Consider the following 23,288-nt stretch of genomic DNA (forward strand, 5'->3'; position numbering starts at 1 on the left):
CTATGCCTGTCAGGTTGGATCGTCTGCCCGGGTTGGCTCCGCGTCCGGTGCCCCCTCGTTGGTGGCGCTGGTTAGGGGGGCTCCCTTGTTTCCTGCTGGTCGGCGTCGTGGTGACGGTATTGTGGGGCGGAGAGCCTATCGCCCGTCAACCGCTGCTGTTCTGGTCACTGGCGTTGGGGATCCCCGCTTTATGCTGGGGCTTGTTGGCGGCAGGACGCTGGCTGGTGTATATCGGCCAGCACCTGTTGGCCGATGGTTGGGATGCGCAGCGCTGGCAGGTGTTGCTACAGCAGACCCGGCAGGGCCGCCGCTCGTTGCAGGTTTTAGGGGCGGTATTGCACACGGCACATTCCGATGAGGAGCATCCTGAGAGGCAACTTTCGGCCCTGATGCACAATGAAAACGCACTATTATCACAACCCTCCTGGGAAGGCCAGGCAGCAGTAAGGCATAGTCGACTACCGCAGTTGGAAAATCCGTGGGGTGAGGTGGAAGAAGATGAGCCATCGGAAGCGGTGATTCAGCGTCTTCTGCTTTCCCTATTTACATCGTTTGCTGAGACATTATCTCCTCTGGACGAAACCGTTCCTCTAAAGCTGATTGTCGAATCGAATACCGCGTTATCTGACGAGGCATTGCAGCAGGTATGGCAAACCGCCTGGGACGATGCCGGCATGACTCACCCCATGAGCCGGATTGACGGTTCGGGATTGTCTGGCGTAGATGACTGGCTGGACAACCATATTCATGACGCGGCGCTGTTGGTTGTGGTGGCGTTGCAGATTCATCCTGAGCACCCCGAGATGACTGCCGAATCGGCCGTCGGGCTGATTTTTGGCAACCGTTTGACCCAGACAACGCTCTCCCCGCAGGCGTACCTGCACCGCCCGGAGTTCGCTCCCGAGAGTCGGCTGGAATACGCGGCCCGTCAGGCGCTGGACTGGGTGCCGATGGCTCCCGAATCCGTCAGCCATGTGTGGCTTTCTGGCCTGCGCGATGAGAGTACGGCCTTGCTCAGCACGGTGATGGAAACGCTGGCGTTTCCGGTGACGCGCGAACAGGGGATTTACGACCTGGGGGCCTCGTTGGGGCAGCCCGGTTGTGTCACCCCTTGGCTGGCCATTGCTGCGGCCACACAGGCCGCTCAGTTGACACTGGCACCCCAGTTTATCTTCAGTGGGATGCCAGCGCCTGACACGGGCGTATGGAGTACCGTGATTTCCCCCCCTTTATCCCCGCAGGAGATAACGCAGTGACGCGTACCTGGACCCGTTCTTACTTCTGGCCACTGGCCGTGGTTGTACTACTGATTACCGCCGTCCTGAGCTGGTTGCTCCGGCGCGAGCCGGGCCTGTTTGGCCTTACCCCTGGCAGTGATGCCCACCGTTACTGGCAATGGGGCGTGCCTGGCGTCGCGTGTCTCGTCCTGATGCTGATGGGCGTCTATTACGCAGTGGTTCGCCGCGCGGGTCGCCAGGCCTATGAGGTGCAGCGACAGGCCCTGAAAGGGGACGACCATAAGGAGATCCCCGACGCGGAACCGGTGTCTGAAGCGTCCACCGCTTTTGACGGGATGCGCCAACACCTGCGCCAACGCCAGGGTTTTTTCTGGCGGCGCAAGACCCGCATTCTGCTGGTCGTGGGGGAACCCGAGCAGGTTGAGGCACTGGTGCCGGGCCTGACCACGCAACACTGGCTGGAAGGGCGTCGTACCCTGTTGCTGTGGGGGGGCCGCCCGCAGGACGAACTGGCGGAACCTCTGCACCGTACCTTGCGCACGCTGCGTCGCCGTCGTCCGCTGGACGGGATTGTCTGGGCGCTGACCGAAGCACAAAGCCAGAAGCCTACCGCCCTGGATAACGCCTGGCGTCAATTCCAGCAACAGGGCCAGCGCTGGCACTGGCAGGCTCCATTGTACCTGTGGCAGGTGGTTGACAGTGACTGGTCACAGTGGGAACGGCCAACCCAGCCGGTGGGCTGTCTGTTGCCTTCACGCTGCACGCCAGAGCAGATGGCCGGTCACCTGCAAACCCTGGTGGCTCCGCTGCGCCGCGAGGGGATCACACAGATGCAGGAGAACATCACGCATGATTATCTGCTGCGCCTGTCCCAGACCCTGGCGCAGCGGGGGATTGAGCATTGGTCACGGGTTTTGACCCCGCTGTTGCGTGATTTCTCCCCAGCGTTGGCGTTGCGTGGTCTGATGTTCAGCCTGCCGGTGGTTAAAGCCGACGATGGCGCACCGCACGGCTGGTTGCCTGATACGGTCTGGCAGGGCGTTCTGGACGATAACCGCGCCCGTGGCCGGCGCGTCGGGTTCTCCTGGGAACAGAGTGTGTATACCGGTTTGCTGGGGTTGATGCTGTTGTGGGGGGCAGGCAGCCTGCTGTCGTTCTTAAACAACCGCCAGCAAATGGTGACTGCACAGGCTCAACTGGCGGCCATTCAACAACAGACGGCCCCGGATGAACAACTGCTGGCCTTGCGGCAGATGCAGACGGAGCTGGAGCGCCTGCAATACCGTGCTGAACACGGCACCCCCTGGTATCAGCGTTTTGGGTTGAGCCAGAATGAGGCTCTGCTGAATGCCCTGTGGCCGCATTTTACGCAGGCCAACAACCGGCTGATCCGTGATGGGGCCGCGGCCAGGTTGCACCAGCAACTCAGCAAGCTGGCCGCGCTGCCGCCTGAAACCCCGGAGCGTATCGCACTCGGGCCCAAGGGGTATGATCAGCTCAAGGCCTACCTGATGATGGCGCGGCCAGAGAAAGTCGATACCGCATTCCTCCTCCGCGTGCTGGCCGAGAACGACACCGCCCGCACGGGCGTAACGCCCGGGGTGTGGCAGGCGGTGGCCCCGGATTTATGGAGGTTCTATGCCCGCAATCTGGCCAGCCATCCCGAGTGGCATATCAAGCCTGACGCGGCCCTGGTGGCCCAGGTGCGGCAATTGTTACTGCGGCAGATGGGGCGGCGTAATGCCGATGGCGCGCTGTACCAGAAAATGTTGCAGTCGGTAGCCAATAACTATGCCGATCTGACGTTAGCTCAGATGGTCGGGGATACCGATGCCCAGGCGCTGTTTACCACGCAGGAAGTGGTGCCGGGGATGTTTACCCGTCAGGCGTGGGAAGGGCAGGTGCAAAAAGCCATCGAAACAGCCGCGACCGCACGGCGGGAAGAAATTGACTGGGTGCTGAGTGATAGCCAGCACCCGGTCTCTGACGATGTGTCGCCAGAAGCCCTGAAGGCCCGGTTGACCGAGCGCTATTTCAGTGACTTCAGCAATGCCTGGCTTAACTTCCTCAACAGTCTGCGGCTGAACAAGGCCGCCAATCTGTCCGATGTGACCGACCAACTGACCCTGATGGGCGATGTGCGTCAGTCCCCGCTGATTGCGCTGATGAACACCCTGGCCTACCAGGGGCAGACCGGCGCGCGCAGTGAGGCGCTGTCGGATTCACTGGTGAAATCCGCGCAAAATCTGTTGCACAAAGATAAGCAACCGGCGATCGACCAGGGCAGTGAGGGCCCGACCGGCCCACTGGATGGCACCTTTGGTCCGCTGCTGACCCTGATGGGGAAAGGCAATACCACCGGGGTGATGACCGCCGACAGTTCACTCAGTCTGCAGACCTTCCTGACCCGCCTGACCCGGGTACGTCTCAAGCTGCAGCAGGTGGCGAATGCCAACGATCCGCAGGAAATGACCCAGATACTGGCGCAGACCGTGTTTGAGGGCAAAAGCGTCGATCTGACCGATACCCAGGAGTACGGCAGCCTGATCGCCGCCAGCCTGGGTTCGGAGTGGCGCAACTTTGGCCAGACCCTGTTTGTGCAGCCGTTGAGCCAGGCCTGGCAGACCGTATTGCAGCCGTCTGCTGCCAGCCTGAACAGCCAGTGGGAGGCCTCGATCGTCACCAGTTGGCGTACCGCCTTCGACGGGCGCTACCCGTTTGCCGCGACGCGCAGCGACGCCTCGTTGCCGATGCTAGGGCAGTTTATCCGGGCGGATTCGGGGCGTATCGACCAGTTCCTGACCCGCCAGTTGGGGGGCGTGCTGCACAAGGAAGGTAACCGTTGGGTGCCGGACAAGGTGAACAGCCAGGGGCTGCGTTTTAATCCGGCGTTCCTGCAGGCGGTCAATCAGCTGAGCCAGTTGGCCGATATTCTGTATACCGATGGCGGCATGGGGATCCGTTTTGAACTGATGGGCAAGCCGGTGCGCGACGTGGTGGAAACCACCTTCAATCTGGATGGTCAGAAGCTGCGCTATTTTAACCAGATGGAAAGCTGGCAGAGTTTTAACTGGCCGGGGGCCACCGATAAACCGGGGGTCATGCTGACCTGGACCAGCGTCAACGGCGGGGCCAACCTGTTTGCCGATGAACAGGGCAACTGGGGGTTGATCCGTCTGTTGGAAAAGGCCGCCATCACGCCGCTGGATGATGGCGATACGCGTTATCGATTGATCCTGACTACCCCGGATGGGACGCCACTGACCTGGAATCTGCGCACCGAGTTGGGGCGCGGACCGCTGGCGTTGCTGAAACTGCGTGGCTTTACCCTGCCAACGCAGATTTTTGATGTTCAGGCGGAGGCCGTGCCGTTGTCGGGGGCTGACACAGTGGATAACCCGATCGAGGAGTAACCCGGAATGAAGACCCTGCATCTGGCTCAACGGGCATTTTATGCCATTGCCGAACCGAATCCGGCGGTGTTCAAAACGCTGGACAGTTGGCGTAAGCCCGACCCGGAACAACCCTTGTGCTTTATGAGTTTTGCGCAGTGCAATGGCTGGTTGAACGACTACCTGCAACGGCATCCGATCCCTGACACCGGTATGCTGTCGAAAGCCTCCCTGGAGCGTGATCAGCCGCATGTGGCATTTATGACGATTGCGGCCTGGCGCACCGGGAAATCCATCGTGCGTTGTGATGGCGATCTGTGGGATGCGTTGCAGAAGACCGGGTTGAGCGAGGATCTGCCCGGCTCGCTGCTGTGCCGTCTGCCGTTCTGGGGGGGGTATCTGGAACTCCCGGCGGAAAGCGTGCCTTTACCGTTGTTCGAAGGGGATGGGCTGTTTGCCGACGGGGTGTTTATTACCCTGACAGACCCCGCCAGTGAAGATTGGACGGCGGAACTGCTGGCCATGGTGGTCTCGGCCACCCCGTCGCCCCGAACCGGCGAGATCCCGATGGCCACGGTGGTACTGCCTCTGTCTGATCCGCTGGGGCCATTATTGGCCGAGGTACCAGAAGGAACGACCCGTGCCTTTTGGCAGGCTATTCTGCCGCTGCTGTTTTATCTCTGTTCGGAGGGGGCTGATTGGGGTGACCGCCAGGCTCCGCAGCGTCCCGAACCCAAGCAGGTCCGGCGGCAGGGGCCGCGTTTTTTTGCGCCACCCAATCCCGAAATCCTGGCTGTAGGTCCACGGGTCGGGGCGGCTCTGCGTCAACTGGGGGGCTGGTCGACGTCGTCGACGGCGGCGTCTGCCGGTCACACCGGACGCAAGGTGCGGCCGCATATTCGTCGTGCGCACTGGCACGGTTTTTGGCGGGGGCCGAAACAGGCCGACGCCGAGCGTCAATACAGTGTCAAATGGGTGGCGCCAGTGGTGGTGAATGCCCAGAATGACGAGGCCTTGCAGGCTGTGGTGCGTTACCTTAAATAGCCGCTGCCTCTGTTGAATGGGCGAGTTGGCTCCCACTCGAGCAGTTGTGTTATGTGGATAAATGGACCTTTATCGGAGAGGGAGAGCGATATGCTGATGATGGAAATTATCGAGAAAATCCTGATTGCTGTTGTCCCTACTGTGATCCTTGCCGGGATCAATAAGTTGACGGTTAAACGCAAGCATCGTTTTGATCACATGGACAGTGAAATACTATCTCGTGTGATTGGTGAGATAGCGTTGGAACAACAGAAGCCCATGACGGCTTTGGGCCGGCTCAAATTAATCGCTTTGTATGGGCAGATTAAGCTCACTTATCCGCTCCCGGCCTGTCAGGCTCTGTTATCGTTTATCTCGCGAAAGGCTCTGCCATTCTCTGATCCGCAACTGGTTGGTTTTTTGAGCTCTGAGCGAGTCATGACGCGCTCAGGGCAGACGCTGATGCTCAGTCAGGGTAAGTTCATGTTGCACCTTCTGCTCATGGTGCTGTGCTTTTTCGGTATGGCGGTATCAGTGGGGATGGGGGTGGCGTTGACGTGGCCAGAAATTACCATGCCTACCGGGAGCCAAATGCAGCATGGGGTAGCATTGGTTTTTTTTCTTAGGATTCGTGACCATTGGGGTGAGCGGACTTTATTTATGCATCAAAAACATCAGGGAGCTATACCATGCTCAAACATTCTGGGCAGAGTTCTCGCCCTATCTGCAGGAACGCTGTCGAACACGCTCTCCTGAAAGTTCCTCACCGGACGCCCTGTCTGTCAACATCACCCTGCGAGCACGTAATGTTGTGCCAACATTGGCCATCGCCACTGGCGTATTATTATTGAGGCGTTTATGGAAGATTTAACCCTGCGCTATTTTGAGGCTGAAATGCGCTACCTGCGTGAAGCCGGTAAAGAGTTCGCCCAGGCCCACCCGGATCGGGCGGCGATGCTGAACCTGGACAAGGTCGGGGCCAGCGACCCTTATGTCGAACGCCTGTTCGAAGGCTTTGCCTTTCTGATGGGGCGGCTGCGCGAAAAACTGGATGATGATTTGCCCGAGTTGACCGAAGGGCTGGTCAGCCTGTTGTGGCCGCATTACCTGCGCACTATCCCCTCGTTGTCGATCATCGAGCTGACGCCCGATCGGCAGCAGATGAAGCACAGTGAAAACCTGGGTCGCGGGTTTGAAGTGATGTCGCAACCGGTGGGGGTGCACCAGACCCGCTGCCGGTATACCACTACCCAAGATATTACGCTGACGCCGCTCAGCGTGGCCTCGGCGGGCATTGCCACCGAGTCTGATGGGCGATCGGTCATTCGGTTGCGGTTTGCCTGCGGGGCGTTAACCGACTGGAGTCAGACGGATTTGAGCCGCCTGCCGTTGTACCTGAATGCTGATGCGCCGGTGGCCTGCGCACTGCACCGGGCATTCACACTGCAGGCGCAGACGCTGTACCTGCGGCTCCCCGGGCAGACGGACCGCCAGCGCCTGGACGGGCACTTTTCCCCGCTGGGGTTTGGCGAACAGGATGGGTTATGGCCAAAAGGAGAGAGCGCGTTCAGCGGTTATCAACTGCTGCTGGAGTATTTCACTTTCCGCGAGAAGTTTATGTTTGTGGCCCTCAACGGGCTGGCATCCTCGACATTCCCGCCGGGCATGCCCTGGTTTGAAGTGGATGTGGTGCTGGACACTCTGTGGCCTCATGACTTGCCGTTCAATACCGACAATATCCGTCTGCACTGCGTACCCGTGATCAATCTGTTCCAGTTGGAGGCCGACCCGCTGACGCTTTCACCGCTGGAGAGTGACTACCTGCTGCGCCCGATGCGCCTGCAGGACGGCCATACCGAAATTTATTCAGTCAACAGCGTGACCTCGTCCAAACATACCGGCCATCAGCATTATGTCCCGTTCAGCAGTTTCCGCCATAAGGGCGGCATGTTGCGCTCCGAGGCCCCGGAGCGTTATTTCCATACTCGCGTCAAACGCGGTGTGAACGGGTTGCACGATACCTGGCTGATCCTCGGGGGCGAGGCGTTTGACAGCGACAAACTGGGGGCCGACGAAAGCCTGTCGCTGACGCTGACGGGCACCAACGGCCAACTGCCACGTACCGCGTTGCAGAGTACCCTGCTCGATACGGTGGTGCCGTTCGCCCAGACCGGGCTGAAGGTGCGCAACCTATGTCAACCGACACTACCCTGCTATCCGCCGAACCGTGACCGTTTCCACTGGCGGATATTGAGCCATCTGGGCTCGAACTTCCTGCCGATGATGGACAACGCCGAGGTATTGCGCGGTACGCTGGCGCTGTATGACTGGACGGAGAACGAAATGAACCGTCGTCGTCTGGCGGCGATCGTTGATGTCAAACACCATCTGATACAGCGCTTTGAAAGAGGCTTCCTGCTGCGGGGCGTGGACATTGAAGTCACCCTCGACAGCAACGGCTTTGCCGGCGACGGGGACATCAGCCTGTTTGGCGAGATGCTCAGCCGCTTCTTCGCACTGTACGCCGATATTCATCTGTTTAACCAGCTTACGCTGATACTGCAACCGTCAGGGACCTGTCTGCGATGGAAAGAGAACCACAGTCAGCGCATACCCGGCTGAACAACAGCGGGCTTGTTGAAGCCCTGGCCGGGCGGATGTCATATGCCAATGTCTACCGTTTCTGCCAGTTACTGGAGCAGGCGCTGCCGGATAACCCGCCACTGGGCAGCACCACCCACCCGGCGGATGATCCGGTGCGTTTTCGGCCGCACCCCGGCATGGGGTTCCCGGTCAGTGAACTGAAGGCACTGGAAACCGATCCGGATCATCCCGAACGGCCAGCCACCGTGCGCACGACGTTTCTCGGCCTGTACGGGGTGGATTCCCCGTTACCGACGTCGTATCTGGATGATATTGCCCAACGCCGGGAAGGGCATGAGGCGATTGAGGCGTTCCTCGATATCTTCAACCATCGGATCTTCACCCAGTTCTACCGCATTTGGCGTAAATACTCCTACCCGGCCACCTTCGCGTCGGGTGGGACGGACGCCACTTCCCAGTGTCTGCTGGGGTTGATTGGGTTGGGTATCCCAGGTACCGCCAACCATATCGCTACTCCGGTGTCGCGTTTTCTGGCGTTGCTTGGGGTGATGCGCTTGCCGACCCGCACGGCGGAAGGGGTGGTGGCGTTGGTCAAGTTGCTGGCCCCGAACACCGAGGCAACGGTGACGCCACACTGCCCACAAAAAATACGTCTGGCTCAGCCGGCCAGTTTGTCGAAAATCCCCTCAGTGAGCCTGTCTCAGGGGGCGGTATTGGGTGACACCGGGATTGATGTCAACAGTCAGTTGCTGTTGTTGCTGAGTACCGACGATCCGGCAGAAGCGCAGAGTTGGTTGCCGGGCGGGCAGTTACACCAGGATTTGTTGGTGCTGCTGCGGGTGTATCTGGGGTGGCGGTGCAATGCCCGCTTGCAGTTGCGGCTGCCGACCCGCAGTCTGCCAGCCCCGGTGCTGGGTGAACCACGGGTGTTGCTGGGGTTGACTGGCATATTGGGCGTCGGGATATCGCCGCCGCCGGCCGCATTGCCAGACAGTATCACGGTCAGTCTGGGCCGTTATCAGGGGTTACAGCTTAATACTCAAAACAGGGAGAGTCAGTATGTCAATTACCGCTTTTAAGTCGCCGTTTGCTCTGATAGTGGCCATTGCGCTGCTGAGCGGCTGCGGTTTGACGCAAAGCGTGGTGGAGGGGACCAAGTCGGCCACCAAATCGATTTTCTACAAGCAGATCATCACACTGCGACTGGATTTTACCGGGCGGGCAGCGCTGAACCGAGATGACCAGGATATGACGGCGTTATCGGTGCCGACAATGGTACGGGTCTACCAACTGCGTGACAGTAAAGCACTGGAGAAGGCAACCTACCAGAGTGTGTTGAACGAGGGTGATACTCTACTGCAGGCTGACCTGTTGGCCTGGCGTGAGGTAGTGGTAAAACCGGGGGAGGGCGCGACACTGGATATGCCGCTGGATAAGGACGCGAAATTTGTGGCGGTGGTCGGAATGTTCAGGATGCCGGACACGGTGAAGAACACCTGGAGGCTGGTGATCCCCCGCGAACAACTGGAGCCGGACCGTGCCCGGGTGATTGAACTGGGTGACAATACCCTCAAACTGCAACCGCTGAAGGAGTAGAGGATGCGCCGTCGCACACTGTCGCTGTATGAGACGTTGACGCAACAATGTGCGGCGCATCCTGAACAGCTGGGTGGGCACGCTCAGCCACCTGCCGGATAGGGGCAAGATTTTGCCCGGTACGGTGTGCTCTCTGTTGCTCACCCTCCCCGACACCCGGCTGAAATATGAACCGCGCCTGAAAAATCTGACCGTGGTGCTGTTGCAGCAATGTACGCCGGGGTATCTGGAATATGGCATCGATGCCGAGTTGAAAGGCCGTAGGTTGGTACGCTTTAGCACTGCGTTTATGCCAGAAGGCCAGGTTATTCTCCGCCACCTGAAACAGCAGCACGACGTCTGAGCTTCCTCTTCACGAAATTAGTCCGTAACACACTGACAAAAACCGCAGGAAAAGTACCATGATTTTACTTCCCGTCTGGTTCTTTGACGCCTTTGGCCATTTGGAAAAACAGGATGCTAATGCCCTGGAACATTTGTGGCAAACGGAACCGGCGCTGCGCGAAGCGGCGGTTCGGCTGGATAACCTCAACCCCTTACTGTACCCCACTACCTGTTGTCCGTACTGTGGCAGCGAACACTATGTGCCCAACACCAGAGAGTGGGAATATCGCTGCCTGGCGTGCCTGCGGCAGAGCTCCCCTGCAACGGGAACTCCGTTTGCGGAGCTGCATCGCAGAAAGTACTACATACTGTATGCGGTGCTGGTGACGCACTGGGTTAATGGCTATATCGAAGACGTGGTCTGGCTGTCAGGGTGCCACAACAAAACTAACTGGAAGGAGTATGCCTGCCGTCTGAAACCTGTGTTGCTTGACTTGCCCGTACCTGTTACTCCTTTCCCAAGGTATCTGCACGGGTTTACCCCTGAACAGCAAGGGATGACTTGCCCATCCTGTCACTCCCACCGGGTGATGTATCGTGAGCAGATGCCTGCCGCCAATCCGGATTTATCCTGTCAGGTATGTAGGCACAGCTTTGTGATGCATCCGCTTATGCCCAGGGGAGTGCTGCGCGATGGCTCGCAACCGGAGGTTCCCGCCTGGTTTGAAAAGGAATTTGCACACACATCGCATGCTGAATATGAACATCTGGTTACGGTCTGGCAGCGCGAGCCAGTACTGCGCGAACTGGTGGAGCGTTTGGATGAGCAGAACCCTGAGCTGAACCGTCTACAGGAGTGCCCGTATTGCCATAACAGCCATATTATCTTGTCTGGTGGTCATTCGGAGGGGTTTGCCTGCAAGGCCTGTGGCGAAAGCTTTGTGGCATCCACGGGGACGGTTTTTTATAAAATGCCAAAAGATCGTTATTGGGCACTTTATCGGGTGCTGGTGCTGCTGTGGGGGCAGTGGCAACGCCGAAGGATGCTCTCCGTGAGCCGGATATCGACAGTCGGGCAATTCCTGATATATGAAAGACGCCTTCAGCCGCTTTTTGCCGAACTGAATGGCAGACCGGTAACACCACGCCCACGTTGGCTGATGGGATTTACACCGGGAGAACAGGGTGTGGGATGCCTGCACTGCCTATCGTTGAATGTATACACTGAAGGGCGCACTGTGGCACCGTTGGATGATCCGAAAATTACCTGTGCGGTGTGTGGCCATTCTTTTATGCTGCGGAAGTGGTTCAGCACCAGGCTGATACCAGCGTGAAGTGGAATATCGGGCTGTGAAGAGGATCTCTGCTGTAGTAATGCCACAATTCCATCAATAGGTTTAAACACGCTATATCCAGGGACAAAATCGTTGTTGTCATCTGTCGATACGTAGCATACCGGCTATTTGAGACTTGAGCGCCAACACCCGTGCTAGAACAGGTGACCGGGGCATGAGTGGCTCTCGAACCGCCAGAATCTGCCTGTTCAATAAGGTCTGATGCAGCCAGTGTTTGATTATCCTCGCACAGCGCCACAGTAAATAATGTTAAGCATGTGAAATGACGAGACGATGAAAGAGCGCCTTAAATGATGACTGAAAATAAACGTATTACCCATCTCCATAAATTAATTATCACTCTCTTGGCATTTATCACACTTTATACCGGTGCGGTATCGGCGGCAGAGCGTTGTCTGAATTATGGCAAGCCCGTCAGCCTCAGCGGCATTGTCGAAATACGGGTGTTCTTTGGCCCACCCAATTTTGGTGAAGATCCAGAAACCGACAGCCGGAATATTCAAGGCATTCTTTTTTTAGATAAGCCAATTTGCACTGTTGAAGAAGAGTTTAATGATGCAGAAAAGGAGCAGATTGAGGTGACGCTGATACCTACGGGTTCTCTCGATCTCGCGGATTTTGCCGGTCGGCACGTTACCGTTAACGGTAGCCTCAGTCATGCACATAGCGGGCATCATAATACCGCACTGTTGTTGGAGCTTGCGGGTACTCCCAAGCCTGATGCCAAAGCGAATGCGCCAGAACCCAGCAAGAGTGAGCGGAAGCTTATTCTTGATGCCATTCGTCCTGCGGCGGCCAGCGAAGCGGGGCAGGCGGTGCTGATTAAGGTAGACCGGTTGAACGTCAGCCACGATTGGGGTGTGCTGATTGGCAAGCTGGTGGCCGCTGACGGTGGCGATCTCAACTGGACGCTGGCTAAGGACTGTGATGCGGATTTAGATAAAATGCTTTGGGTGGTGCTCAATAAATCCAGCAAGCAATGGAACGTGAAACAGATGGATATCTGTTCACCAGAACCGCCGTATTGGTATCTTGAGGATAAAGACCTGACGATGCCTTGTGAGGTTTATGCGGGTTTGAACAATGGGCAGAAAGACCTTGAAGAACGTTGCAGAATTCACAGCAACAAGCCGCGTTAAGCATGCCGATACGCAATGCTGACAAAGACAGGCGCTAAGCCCGGTATTCATCTAACGTAATGCTTTTTATTTATGATGAGTTTTTAAAAGCACATCGTATTCTATTTATGAATTACCCATGGCAACCTTACAGAGAGACTATCCTATGAAACTGGAATCGCTGGCTTTGCACCACGGCTATGTGTCGGAAGCGACCACCAAGTCGGCCGCTGTCCCTATCTATCAAACCACCTCTTATACCTTTGATGACACGCAGCATGGGGCCGATCTTTTCGACCTGAAAGTGGCGGGTAATATCTACAGTCGCATTATGAACCCAACAACGGCGGTACTTGAAGAACGGCTTGCTGCTATTGAAGGCGGTGTCGGTGCTCTTGCCGTGGCTTCTGGAATGGCGGCTATCACCTATTCCATACAGGCGTTGACCGAAGTCGGCGATAATATTGTCAGTACCAGTCAGCTCTATGGCGGAACTTATAATTTTTTTGCCCATACGTTACCGCGCCAAGGTGTCGATGTCCGCATGGCGAATTTTGACGACTTTGATGGCCTGGAAGCGCTTATTAACGATCGGACAAAAGCGTTATTCTGTGAATCTATCGGCAATCCAGCAGGCAATGTGGTCGATATTGCTCGCCTGGCACAGATTGCTCACCGCCATGGTGTACCGTTGATCGTGGATAACACGGTGGCAACGCCGGTACTGTGTCGGCCTTTTGAACACGGTGCGGATATTGTGGTTCACTCATTGACCAAATATATCGGCGGGCATGGCACGACCATTGGTGGGATTATTATCGATTCAGGGAAATTCGACTGGGTTGCTAACAAGTCCCGTTTTCGTCTGTTGAGCGAACCCGATCCTTCCTATCACGGCGTTGTTTATACCGACGCATTTGGTCCTGCGGCTTATATAGGCCGCTGCCGTGTCGTGCCATTGCGTAATACAGGTGCTGCACTCTCGCCGCATAGCGCCTTTTTACTGCTGCAGGGGCTTGAAACACTGAGCTTGCGTGTAGAAAAGCATTGCAGCAATGCGCAGGCGCTCGCTGTTTTTCTGCAAAACCACCCGTTGGTTAATTGGGTTAACTACGCCGCGCTTCCTGAGAGCCCCTATAGGGCTAACTGTGAAAAAATAACCTCCGGCAAGGCGTCAGGGATTGTGAGCTTTGGGATCAAAGGCGGTAAAGAGGCGGGTGGGCGCTTCATTGATGCGTTAAAGATGATCTTACGGTTGGTGAATATTGGTGATACCAAGTCCTTGGCGTGCCACCCGGCCACCACCACCCACCGGCAGTTGACCCCTGAAGAGCTGGCTCGCGCCGGTGTCAGCGAAGACTTGATCAGGATCTCTGTTGGCATTGAGAATATTGAAGACATCATAGCGGATGTTTCCCAGGCGCTTCAGGCAGCGCAAAAATAATCTCTGCTACTCTCCTGCGGGCACATCCTCCTTGAATGGAGAAACTAAAGGGGAGTGATGCCCATTAATGATTCAGGTGCTTGATGTTTACCTTGCGATGCCAATCGCTCGGTAGGGGTTAACGCACCTGAATCAGAGGATCTCTGTCAGTATTACACCCTGACCACAGGATTCGCCTGTATCAGCAAACCCCGCAACCGTGCCTAAACGAACACTTCCACCCGGTGATCCACGCCGTCGTCCCCAATCGGGATCCTGTCATCCGCCAGCACATTCCCATCCATCACCACCCGGTATTGGCTTTCACTGCGCCGCACGGTGATCTGATAACGGCTGCTGCCTTGCTGATAGCTCAGCGACACCTCAGGCCAACTGGCCGGGAGCCGGGTGTGGAGGGTGATAAATTCGCCGTGGCGCTCCAACCCCAGCAAGGATTCGGTAATCAAGCGATAGGTCCAGCCCGCGGAGCCGGTATACCAGCTCCAACCGCCGCGCCCGGCGTGGGGATCTACCGCGTAGATATCCGCACACATCACGTAAGGTTCGGCTTTGTAACGTTCGGCCTCGTCACCGTTCAGGCTGTGATTGATCGGGTTAATCATTGCCATCAACTGCCACGCCCGCTCAACCTCGCCCATCTCAGCAAAAGCCATCACCGCCCAAATTGCCCCGTGGGTATATTGGCCGCCGTTTTCCCGCACGCCGGGCAGATAGCCGCGAATATAGCCAGGGTTCGGGCCGTTGCCGTCGAACGGCGGCATCAGCAGTTTGATGATCCCGGCCTCTGCGTCAACCAACTGGCGATCCAACTGCTGCATGGCCTGCTGGCTGCGCTCGCTGTCGCCAGCGCCGGAAAGTATCGACCAGCTTTGGGCGATCGCATCAATCTGGCACTCATTGGCGGTGTGGGAGCCCAAAGGTTCGCCACCGTCGAAGTAGCCGCGGCGATACCATTCGCCATCCCAGCCGTGGTCGTGCAGATTCTGCTTGAGCGTAGCGGCCTGCTCCCGGCATAACGCCTCGGTTTCTCCATCACGCTGCTGCTGTGCCAGCGTGGCATAGCTTTGTAACACGCTGTAGAAGAAGAAGCCGAGCCAGACGCTTTCGCCACGCCCCTCCAGCCCCACCAGGTTCATGCCATCATTCCAGTCACCACAGCCGATCAACGGTAAGCCATGCTCACCAAAGGTCAGCCCATGCCTGATCGCCCGAACGCCGTGCTGCCACAGGGTTTCTTCAACCGAGCTGAGCGAAGGGTGCTCATAGCTGGACTCCTCCCCCGGGTTGAGCCTGCGCGCCTCAAGGTAGCCGACCTTCTGGTCGAGAATGGCGCTATCGCCGGTCACCTTAACGTAGTGGCAGATCGCCAGCGGCAGCCACAGGTAATCGTCCGAGCAGCGGGTGCGCACGCCGTTGCCCTGCGGCGGGTGCCACCAATGCTGCACGTCACCTTCAACAAACTGGCGCGATGCGCACAGCAGGATCTGCTCGCGCATTCTTTCCGGTGCGGCATGGGCCAATGCCAAACTGTCCTGTAACTGATCGCGGAAGCCATAGGCACCGCCAGACTGATAATACCCGCTGCGCGCCAGGATCCGGCAGGCCAGCGTCTGATACATCAGCCAGCCGTTGGTCAGCAGATTCAGTGCCGGATCTGGCGTGGTGACTTGGATTTTATCCAGCATCTGATGCCAGTGATGGTGAATACGGCTCAGCTCGGCGTTAGCCGCATCCTCATTGAGGAACTGGCGTATCAAGGCTTCCGCCTCTTGCGCGTCCTGGCCGATACCTAAGGCAAACACAAAGGTGCGCTGATCGCCATCAATCAGGGTGGTGGCAGACTGCACCGCACCGCACCGCACGGATCGAACCCCGCCCCGGTTTTATTGGAAAGCCGCAGGAGTTGCAGCGCGGCGGGAGCGGCCGGTGAACCGTTGCACCCGAGGAATTCACCGCGATCGCCGCTGATGGCACAATGAGCGCCGCTCACGGCAAAGAACGCGGTGCGCTCCGAACCGTTGCTGCCATAATAGTTGTTGGCCAACACGCCGCAGCCGTTAGCCACGCTGGCGGCAGAGGTCACCACATGGCGGGCAGAGGTCGAACGCAGGTTGCCGAGCACCCATTCCACATAGCCGGTCACCAACAGTTTGCGGGTGCGGCCCGAGTTATTGCTTAACGTCAGGGTGAACAATTTCACCGCCGCATGTTCAGCCACCATCACCGTCAGTTCGCTGTCAATGCCGGTTTCCTGATGCTCAAACACGCTGTAGCCAAAGCCGTGGCGTGTGAGGTAGCTGCCTTGCCCGCGCAGCGGCAGGGCCATCGGCGACCATAGATAACCGCTCTCTTCATCGCGCAGATAGAACGCCTCGCCGGAGCTGTCGCATACCGGATCGTTTTCCCACGGCGTCAGGCGGTATTCATGGGCATTCTCATACCAGGTATAGGCTTGGCCGCTTTCAGAAAGCACGGTGCCGAAGCTGGCGTTAGCGATCACGTTAGACCAGGGCGCAGGAGTATTTTTGCCTTCTTCCAGCAGGATTTGATATTCACGGCCATCGCTTGAGAAGCCGCCAAAACCGTTAAAAAATGCCAGATGCTCGGTCGCAAAGCGCCGCTGCGGCTGCAGGTTGCGCGGTAAGTTCACTTTCGGGATCAGCGGTTGCTGAATCGACAAGGTAGGCTGCATACGCTGTGTGATCTGCTCCAGCAGGCCGCCGCTCTGATCGTCGAGCACAATGTGTGCCACGCTCAGCAACAGCGTGCGATCTTCCGACGAAACCTGCTCGCCGTTACGGATAAAGATCCCGCCGGATTTATCGCGCTGGTTGGTTTGCGCATCCTCGGCAATCAGATCGACAATCTGATTGTGCAAATCTTGGCGGTAGCCGCCCATGCTGTCGTTCAGGATCACCAGATCGGCGCGCAACCCTTTTAAGCGCCAGTAGTTATGAGCGCGGATCAGCGTGGTCACGATCCCCATGTTCTGATCGTCGGTGACGGTGAGCAGCACAATCGGCAGGTCGCCAGAAATAGCATGCCCCCACAGGCCAGATTGCCCACGGCGATTCTGCATGATCAGCCGTGATTCGGCCCGCAGTTCGTGCGAGGGGAACAGCACGGCAGCGGCCAGGCGGTTGAACAGGCTGGCATCGTCTTCGCTGGCATTGAGCTGGCGTAACACTACTTGGCTGTGGGACCTGACCATGGCAAACACCCGGTCGGCAAGATGGCTGTCACGGTATTTTTCGATCAACGCCAGCGTCGTTGGGCGATCTGGGCTGACGCCGTAAATCGCATCAATAATCACCGGCACACCGGGTTCCAGGCGGATGCGCTGGCGGATGGCGATCACCGGGTCCAGCACCGGGCCGCAGGTGTTGCTCAACGCGCCACCCTGTTTCAGCGCCTGCGGGTTGCCCGGCGTCTGTCCACGGCCAATAAACTTCGCGCGATCGGTCTCAAATGAGGTTTCCCGCTGAATATCGCCGTGGATCACCATCATATGCAGCAGCCATGGGCAGTGCTCGTGAGGCTCCCGCGGGCGGCGATGGCAGAGGATCGCTTCGTGCTTGGGCAACAGCTCGGTTTGTATAAACAGATTATTAAACGCCGGATGGGCCAGTTCGTTGGCGGCAGGCGCCAGGACCACCTCGGCATAGGTGGTGATCTCAATCACTCGGGCATGACGGCCGCGGTGGATGAGGGTCATGCGGCGCAACTCAACGTCGTCTTCTGGCGAGACCACGATTTTAGTCTGTACGCTGAGAGTGCCTTCCGTGCGGTTAAATTCAGCACCGGCGTCGGTCAAGAGCACATGGTAATGCTCGGCGGTTTGGCCTACCGGCTGCCAGGTGGTGCTCCACATTTCGCCGGTTTTCGGGTCGCTCAGGTAGCAGAAGGTGCCACGGTTATCGCGGGTGGTGTCTTCACGCCAGCGGGTCAGCGCGATGTCTTTCCAGCGGCTGTAGCCGCCACCGGCCTGGGTCACCATCAGGTGATAGTGGGTGTTGGACAGCAACTGAACTTCAGGGATCGGGCTGCTAACGTCGTTGAATTCACGGGTTTGGTAGTCGACGGATTTCAGGCGGCCTTCATAAGATTCGAACTGGCGGCGCGGGCTGTAAAGCTCAACGGCATCCGGCACCCGTTCCTGCAATAGCAAGCGAGCCGATTGGAATGAAGGATTGGCGGCAAAGCGATCGACCATTGGCGCCTCGAGCAGCAGGTGGGACAAGGCCAGGAAGCCCATTCCCTGGTGGTGCGCCATATAGGATTGCACGATCGCATAGACCTGGCCGCGAGCCAGTCTGGAGGCGGTATAATCCAGCGCCTCATAAAACCCGAACTGGCCTTTGGCCCCGTTTTTCTCCAGCAACCGCAGGTTGGCATAAGCTTGCTGAGGCGCGATCATCAGCGCCATCAACGTGGCATACGGAGCGATAACAACATCGTCACTCAAGCCACGGCGCAGCCCCAAGCCGGGCACGCCAAAGGCGTGATACTGGTAGTTCTGCTGCGGATCAAACGAGAAGTAACCGGATTCTGAAATGCCCCACGGCACGCCGCACTGTTTACCCCACTCGATCTGGCGCTCAACCGCCGACTGACACATGCGGGTCAACAGCGTATCGGGGTAAGCGGGCATCACCAACTGCGGCATCAGATATTCAAACATCGAACCGCTCCACGACATGAGCGCGGGCTGTTTATCGATCAGGGTAAACAGCCGCCCCAGCGCAAACCAGCTTTTCATCGGCAGTTGATTGGCGGCAATGGCAAAGAAGTTGGTCAGGCGAATTTCCGAGGGCAGCAGATCGTACTTGCCGCTGTCCATTTTGGTGATATCGCAGTTATAGCCCACGCTAAGCTGCCTGCTGGCCTGGTGATAGAGAAACTGGAAATCCATGATCGCATGTTCGTTCAACCGCTCTTCCAACTCGGCCATAATCGCCAGCCGCTGACGGGCTTGCTCAATGGCGGGCTGCATGCTGGCCAACTGTTGCGGGCCGATGGCTGAAGAGGGCCGATCGGCCTGCGCCAGCCACAGGGTGGACGGCAGGGTGGTCAGCTCGGTGTCGGGGGTGATCCAGCCCAATAACAGCGTCCACTCTGCGCACATCAGGCTCAGCTGTTTATCGAACTTTTCCAGCCAGTCGGTTAATACGCTGTCTTTGCTGCCCGCCAGGTTTTGCAGACCGCTGGCCAGCGTCATCGTCAGGCTCAATGGCGCAAAGAGCGTATTGAGCGGCAGCGAGGTGAGATCGTTCAGGGTGTTACGTACCTGCCTGAGCAGGCTGGGGGCGGCCTCACCCCAACGTTCTTCGATAATGTATAAGGTGTCGTTAAGCCCGGCAATCAGGCGGGGAGCTTCCAGGATCGGCTGATTTTTCAGCCGCTTTAAGCCTGAGCTGAGCGTCAGCAGGTGCCCGGCCAGATTGCCGCTGTCGACGCTGGAAATATAGCGTGGGCTGAGCGGTGCCAGCGTGCGGGTGTCGTACCAGTTATATAAGTGGCCGCGATAGTGCTCCATCTTATCCAGCGTATCCAGCGTCAGGGAAATGCGCTGCAACGCTTCACCCTGGGGAATATAGCCAAAATCCCAGGCGGTCAGGTTCGCCAGCAGCGACAGGCCGATATTGGTGGGTGAAGTGCGATGGGCGATGGTCGGCAGCGGGATTTCCTGGTAGTTATCCGGCGGCAGCCAGTTCTCCCGCTGGTTGGCAAAGGTTTCAAAAAACGACCAGATCTCGCGGCTGGTCTGGCGCAGAAAACGGCGCTGCCGATCGTGGATCGCCACCGGGGAACGCACCGGCTGCTGGCTTAGCCAACTGAGCAAGCGGGGAGCGATAAACCACAGCAGGCCGAGCGCGAGGGCAAACGGCAGCAGGGCGGGGTTAAGGCGTGCGCTCAGCAAAGCCAGCACAATCCCCGCAACCGGGTTCAGCCACATGGCCCGGTAAAAGTTGCTTGGCTGCGGCGCAAAGCCGGATTGGCTCTGAGCAAAGCTTGTCCACTCATGCAGATTGCGCTGGCTGACGGCCAGCCGCCACAGCGTCACGGCAATCGCCCGCACGGAATAGCAACTTTCATGCGGCAGCGTGGCCAGATGCAGGCCAATGTGGCTCAGGCGCTTTAGCGTGCCATTCAGCACAATGCTCACGTGCAGCAGCAGCGGGCGGCGGCGCGGTTTGCTGATGAGCCCTTGCAACAGCATCAGCAGCGTTGGTAACAGCAGCATTATGGCGAGCGCCAATAGGCAGAACAACGGATTAGGCGCGATAGTTAAGCTGTAAAACAGCAGCATTAACAGGCTGGGTGCCACCAGGCTGCGGCGCAGGTTATCAACCAGTTTCCAGCGCGACAGCACGCTGAGCGGGTTGGCGATGCGGCTATTGTCAGCCTGCCGTACCCGCAGGCGCAGCCAGTTCAGCAGTTGCCAGTCGCCACGGATCCAGCGGGTGCGCCGAGCCACGTCCACCAGATAGTTGGCCGGATACTGCTCATACAGCAGTACGTCGCTCAGCAGCCCGGAGCGGGCATAGCAGCCCTCCAGCAGATCGTGGCTGAGCACCAGGTTTTCCGGGCAGACGCCGCTGGTGGTGCAGATAAACATATCAACGTCATAGATCCCCTTACCGACGAAGGAGCCTTCTTTGAACAGATCCTGATAAAGATCGGAAGACATCAGGGAGTAGGGGTCATTACCGGCAACGCTGCTGGACATCGCCGCGTAGCGGCTCTGCCCGTAGCGCGGGATCTCTTCCGCCAGGCGCGGCTGCAAAATGCTATAGCCGCTGACGACCCGTTTGCTTTGCGGATCATACACCGGGTAGTTAAGCGGGTGCGCCATAGTGGCCACCAACTGGTGCGCGGCCTCACGGGGCAGCACGGTATCGGCATCCAGCGTAATCACATACTTAACGTTGCTCAGCACTTCAGGATGGTTGCCCGCCACGGTGGCAAACTGCTGTTGCTGGTGGCGCAGCCACTGGTTCAGCGCCGCCAGCTTGCCGCGCTTGCGTTCGTAACCCATCCACACCCCTTGCTTTGGATTCCATGCACGCTCGCGGTGCAGCAAAAAGAAAGAGGTGCCAAGATGGGCTGGGTAGCGGCGGTTAAGCTGAGCGATCTGATACACCGCATAGTTCAGCAAATCGGCATCTTCAGGCATCGTCTGCGTGGGCGCATCGGGGAAATCGGTTAACAGTGCAAAATGCAGGTGCGGCATCGCGTTACCCAGATAGCACACCTCCAGGCTGTTAATCAGTTCATCGATACCTGCTCGGCTCACCAGCATACTGGGCATCACGATCAGTGAACGAAACCGGGGCGGGATCTCGCAGGAGAAATCCATGCGCGGCAGGGGTTTGGGCGTTTTAAGCCGGTTGATGACCTCACTCAGCAGATTGATGGCAAACTGGCTGACGACGATCGCCGTCGGGATGGCTAACAGCCAAAGCAATTGGGGGGCATCGCTGCGATAACTTTCAGAAAGAATATAGAGGCTACCCACCGCCGTTACCAAACCCAAGCCGCCGAGCCAGGATGAGAGCGAGGCTTGCTTCAGCGCGTCGCGCAGCCGCAGCAACGGAGGGCGACGAATGGCAAGGCTCTGCTCCAGATCATCCCGGCCTTTATCCACCAGATAGTAACCCACGTGGCGCATACAGCCCTGATCTGCGGCACTTTGTGCCAGCGCGAGCACCTGCTTGGCCACCTCGCCTTCACTGTGCGCGCACTGGCGAGCCAGGGCCTCAATAATATGCCGGTAATGGTCGCGGGTATCGAAGTGCATTTTGCCGTAAATCTGCGCCGGGTCCTGGTTCAGGGTGTGTTCCACCAGGCTCATGGTTTCGGCAAACTCTGCCCAGTTCATGTCGCTCAATTGGCGCAGGCTGGAGATGCTATTGCTGACCGAAAGCTGGCTGTTGGCCAACTGTTGGTTAAAGCGGAGGATGATCTGATCGCTGGTTAACCCGACTTCCGCTAACCGCTGTTCTACCCAGGTCAGCGGCAGGGCCAGCATCTTGCCATGGCCTTTCAGGCAGCGCACCAGTTCGGCCACGAAGGCGCTGGCGCGCGGCGGATTGGAGCTGGCCATCTCGGCGATCACCACGATCAGGTTGGCCGGATCGTTCTCGGCGCTGTCGAGCATTTTATTGACCCAGCGAGTGGCCAGGTTGCGTTCCTGCTGGGTTTCTGCCACTTCAATGCTGACGCGCCGCAGGTTTTCAATCAGCGCCAGGCGCAGCATGCCCGGCAACGCCCACAGCTCCCCCAGCGTCAGAACCGAGACTTTCTGATAGGCGGCGATGTAACGGGTCAGGCTGGCGGTATCCCAGCGCCCATCGCCGTGAGCGATGGCTTCGGTGGCAATGTCATAAATTCGTGGGCAGTTATGCGGCGCAGAGAGCTGTGGTAGCCCTTTACCAAAGTTCTTCGGTAAATGGTGGCGCACCAGCCGGATCTGTTCTTCCACCAGATAAAAGTTATCCAGCAGCCATTCGCCAGCCGGAGCAATGCTGACTTTGCCGCCGGTGCTTAGAAGATGGCAACTGTGGGTTAATACTGCTTCGTTGTCATCTAGGCGTTTTAATAAAAAGTAGGGCGTTTTTTTGCTGGCCAGTTTGTGCGAGCGCGCCAGCTTTTGGCCGTAACGTTCCATTTGATCGATGGAAAAGAGCTCGGCATTGATTGTGGCCTCGTCCCGGCGTTTGTCTGTTGCGGGCTGACGTTCTTTTGCTGCAAGGGGCAGTTTGGGCTTACGGCTAAACCAACGATTAAAATTTATTTTCACTCATACACTCCGTAGCGTAACAGACACCGAGAGGCAGTCGCTGAAACGGAAAAATGGTGCGAACACAGTGAAGTGGGAAGCGTGGAGAACTTCACAGAAGGGTGGGGATGTGGGCAAGATATGCACTGACTATAGCAAAATTTGTGGCGAAAAAGTGATTTATTAGCTAATGAAATGCCAGTTATATTGAAAAATAGAATTTTATATCGCCATAAGCGCTGGGCATCAAACCTTTACCACGCCATCCAACGGGTGCCACAGAGCCAGCTAGACGGGCTGTCGTGTGGCATGTCCCAGCCTTTCTGAAAGGTTCATAAAATAATAAAAATATAAGATAGCGTGGTTTGGCCACAGACTCTTTATGCTCTGTGCAGTTGTTGTCTTCATGTTT

General features: G+C 57.6%; 10 protein-coding genes and 2 pseudogenes. 11 read left to right on the forward strand and 1 reads right to left on the reverse strand.

The window, feature by feature from the left end; all coding sequences use genetic code 11:
• Positions 1-2: 2 nt before the first annotated feature.
• The 11 genes and pseudogenes from WG891_RS22090 (at position 3) to WG891_RS22140 (ending at position 14,094) form a co-directional block, all read left to right on the forward strand.
• The gene (locus tag WG891_RS22090; RefSeq protein ID WP_337264502.1) at positions 3-1,256 is read left to right on the forward strand and encodes a hypothetical protein; all 1,254 of its coding nucleotides are present in this window, start codon (positions 3-5) and stop codon (positions 1,254-1,256) included.
• Complete coding sequence (locus WG891_RS22095) at positions 1,253-4,651, forward strand: ImcF-related family protein (protein ID WP_337264503.1); 3,399 nt, start codon at positions 1,253-1,255, stop codon at positions 4,649-4,651. The genes WG891_RS22090 and WG891_RS22095 overlap by 4 nt, the downstream gene beginning before the upstream one ends.
• A 6-nt stretch (positions 4,652-4,657) precedes the next feature.
• Positions 4,658-5,674 carry a hypothetical protein gene (locus WG891_RS22100; protein WP_337264504.1) on the forward strand — a complete coding sequence of 339 codons (1,017 nt, stop codon included), beginning with the start codon at positions 4,658-4,660 and terminating at the stop codon, positions 5,672-5,674.
• Positions 5,675-5,764: 90 nt separating this feature from the next.
• On the forward strand, positions 5,765-6,409 hold the full coding sequence (locus WG891_RS22105) for a hypothetical protein (protein ID WP_337264505.1): 645 nt from the start codon (positions 5,765-5,767) through the stop codon (positions 6,407-6,409).
• Positions 6,410-6,511: 102 nt separating this feature from the next.
• Entirely contained in the window at positions 6,512-8,275 is a 1,764-nt protein-coding gene (gene tssF, locus WG891_RS22110; protein WP_337264506.1) for a type VI secretion system baseplate subunit TssF, read from the forward strand.
• Positions 8,239-9,336 carry a type VI secretion system baseplate subunit TssG gene (gene tssG / locus WG891_RS22115; protein WP_337264507.1) on the forward strand — a complete coding sequence of 366 codons (1,098 nt, stop codon included), beginning with the start codon at positions 8,239-8,241 and terminating at the stop codon, positions 9,334-9,336. Before tssF ends, tssG begins: the two co-directional genes overlap by 37 nt.
• Positions 9,317-9,853, forward strand: a complete 537-nt coding sequence (tssJ, locus tag WG891_RS22120) for a type VI secretion system lipoprotein TssJ (RefSeq protein WP_337264508.1) — start codon at positions 9,317-9,319, stop codon at positions 9,851-9,853. The genes tssG and tssJ overlap by 20 nt, the downstream gene beginning before the upstream one ends.
• 43 nt (positions 9,854-9,896) lie before the next feature.
• Positions 9,897-10,196, forward strand: a pseudogene (locus WG891_RS22125) (type VI secretion system baseplate subunit TssE); the annotation flags it as partial.
• A 58-nt stretch (positions 10,197-10,254) separates the two neighbouring features.
• On the forward strand, positions 10,255-11,511 hold the full coding sequence (locus WG891_RS22130) for a hypothetical protein (RefSeq protein WP_337264509.1): 1,257 nt from the start codon (positions 10,255-10,257) through the stop codon (positions 11,509-11,511).
• A gap of 311 nt (positions 11,512-11,822) precedes the next feature.
• The gene (locus WG891_RS22135) at positions 11,823-12,671 is read left to right on the forward strand and encodes a DUF4431 domain-containing protein (protein WP_337264510.1); all 849 of its coding nucleotides are present in this window, start codon (positions 11,823-11,825) and stop codon (positions 12,669-12,671) included.
• Between the two features lie 145 nt (positions 12,672-12,816).
• Complete coding sequence (locus WG891_RS22140; protein ID WP_337264511.1) at positions 12,817-14,094, forward strand: O-acetylhomoserine aminocarboxypropyltransferase/cysteine synthase family protein; 1,278 nt, start codon at positions 12,817-12,819, stop codon at positions 14,092-14,094.
• A gap of 203 nt (positions 14,095-14,297) precedes the next feature.
• Here the strand turns inward: WG891_RS22140 and WG891_RS22145 are convergent.
• Positions 14,298-22,897, reverse strand: a pseudogene (locus tag WG891_RS22145) (GH36-type glycosyl hydrolase domain-containing protein).
• Positions 22,898-23,288: the final 391 nt, after the last annotated feature.

Source organism: Serratia sp. MMO-28, from assembly GCF_037199905.1.
In the GTDB taxonomy this organism is placed as follows: Bacteria; Pseudomonadota; Gammaproteobacteria; order Enterobacterales; family Enterobacteriaceae; genus Chania; species Chania oryzae.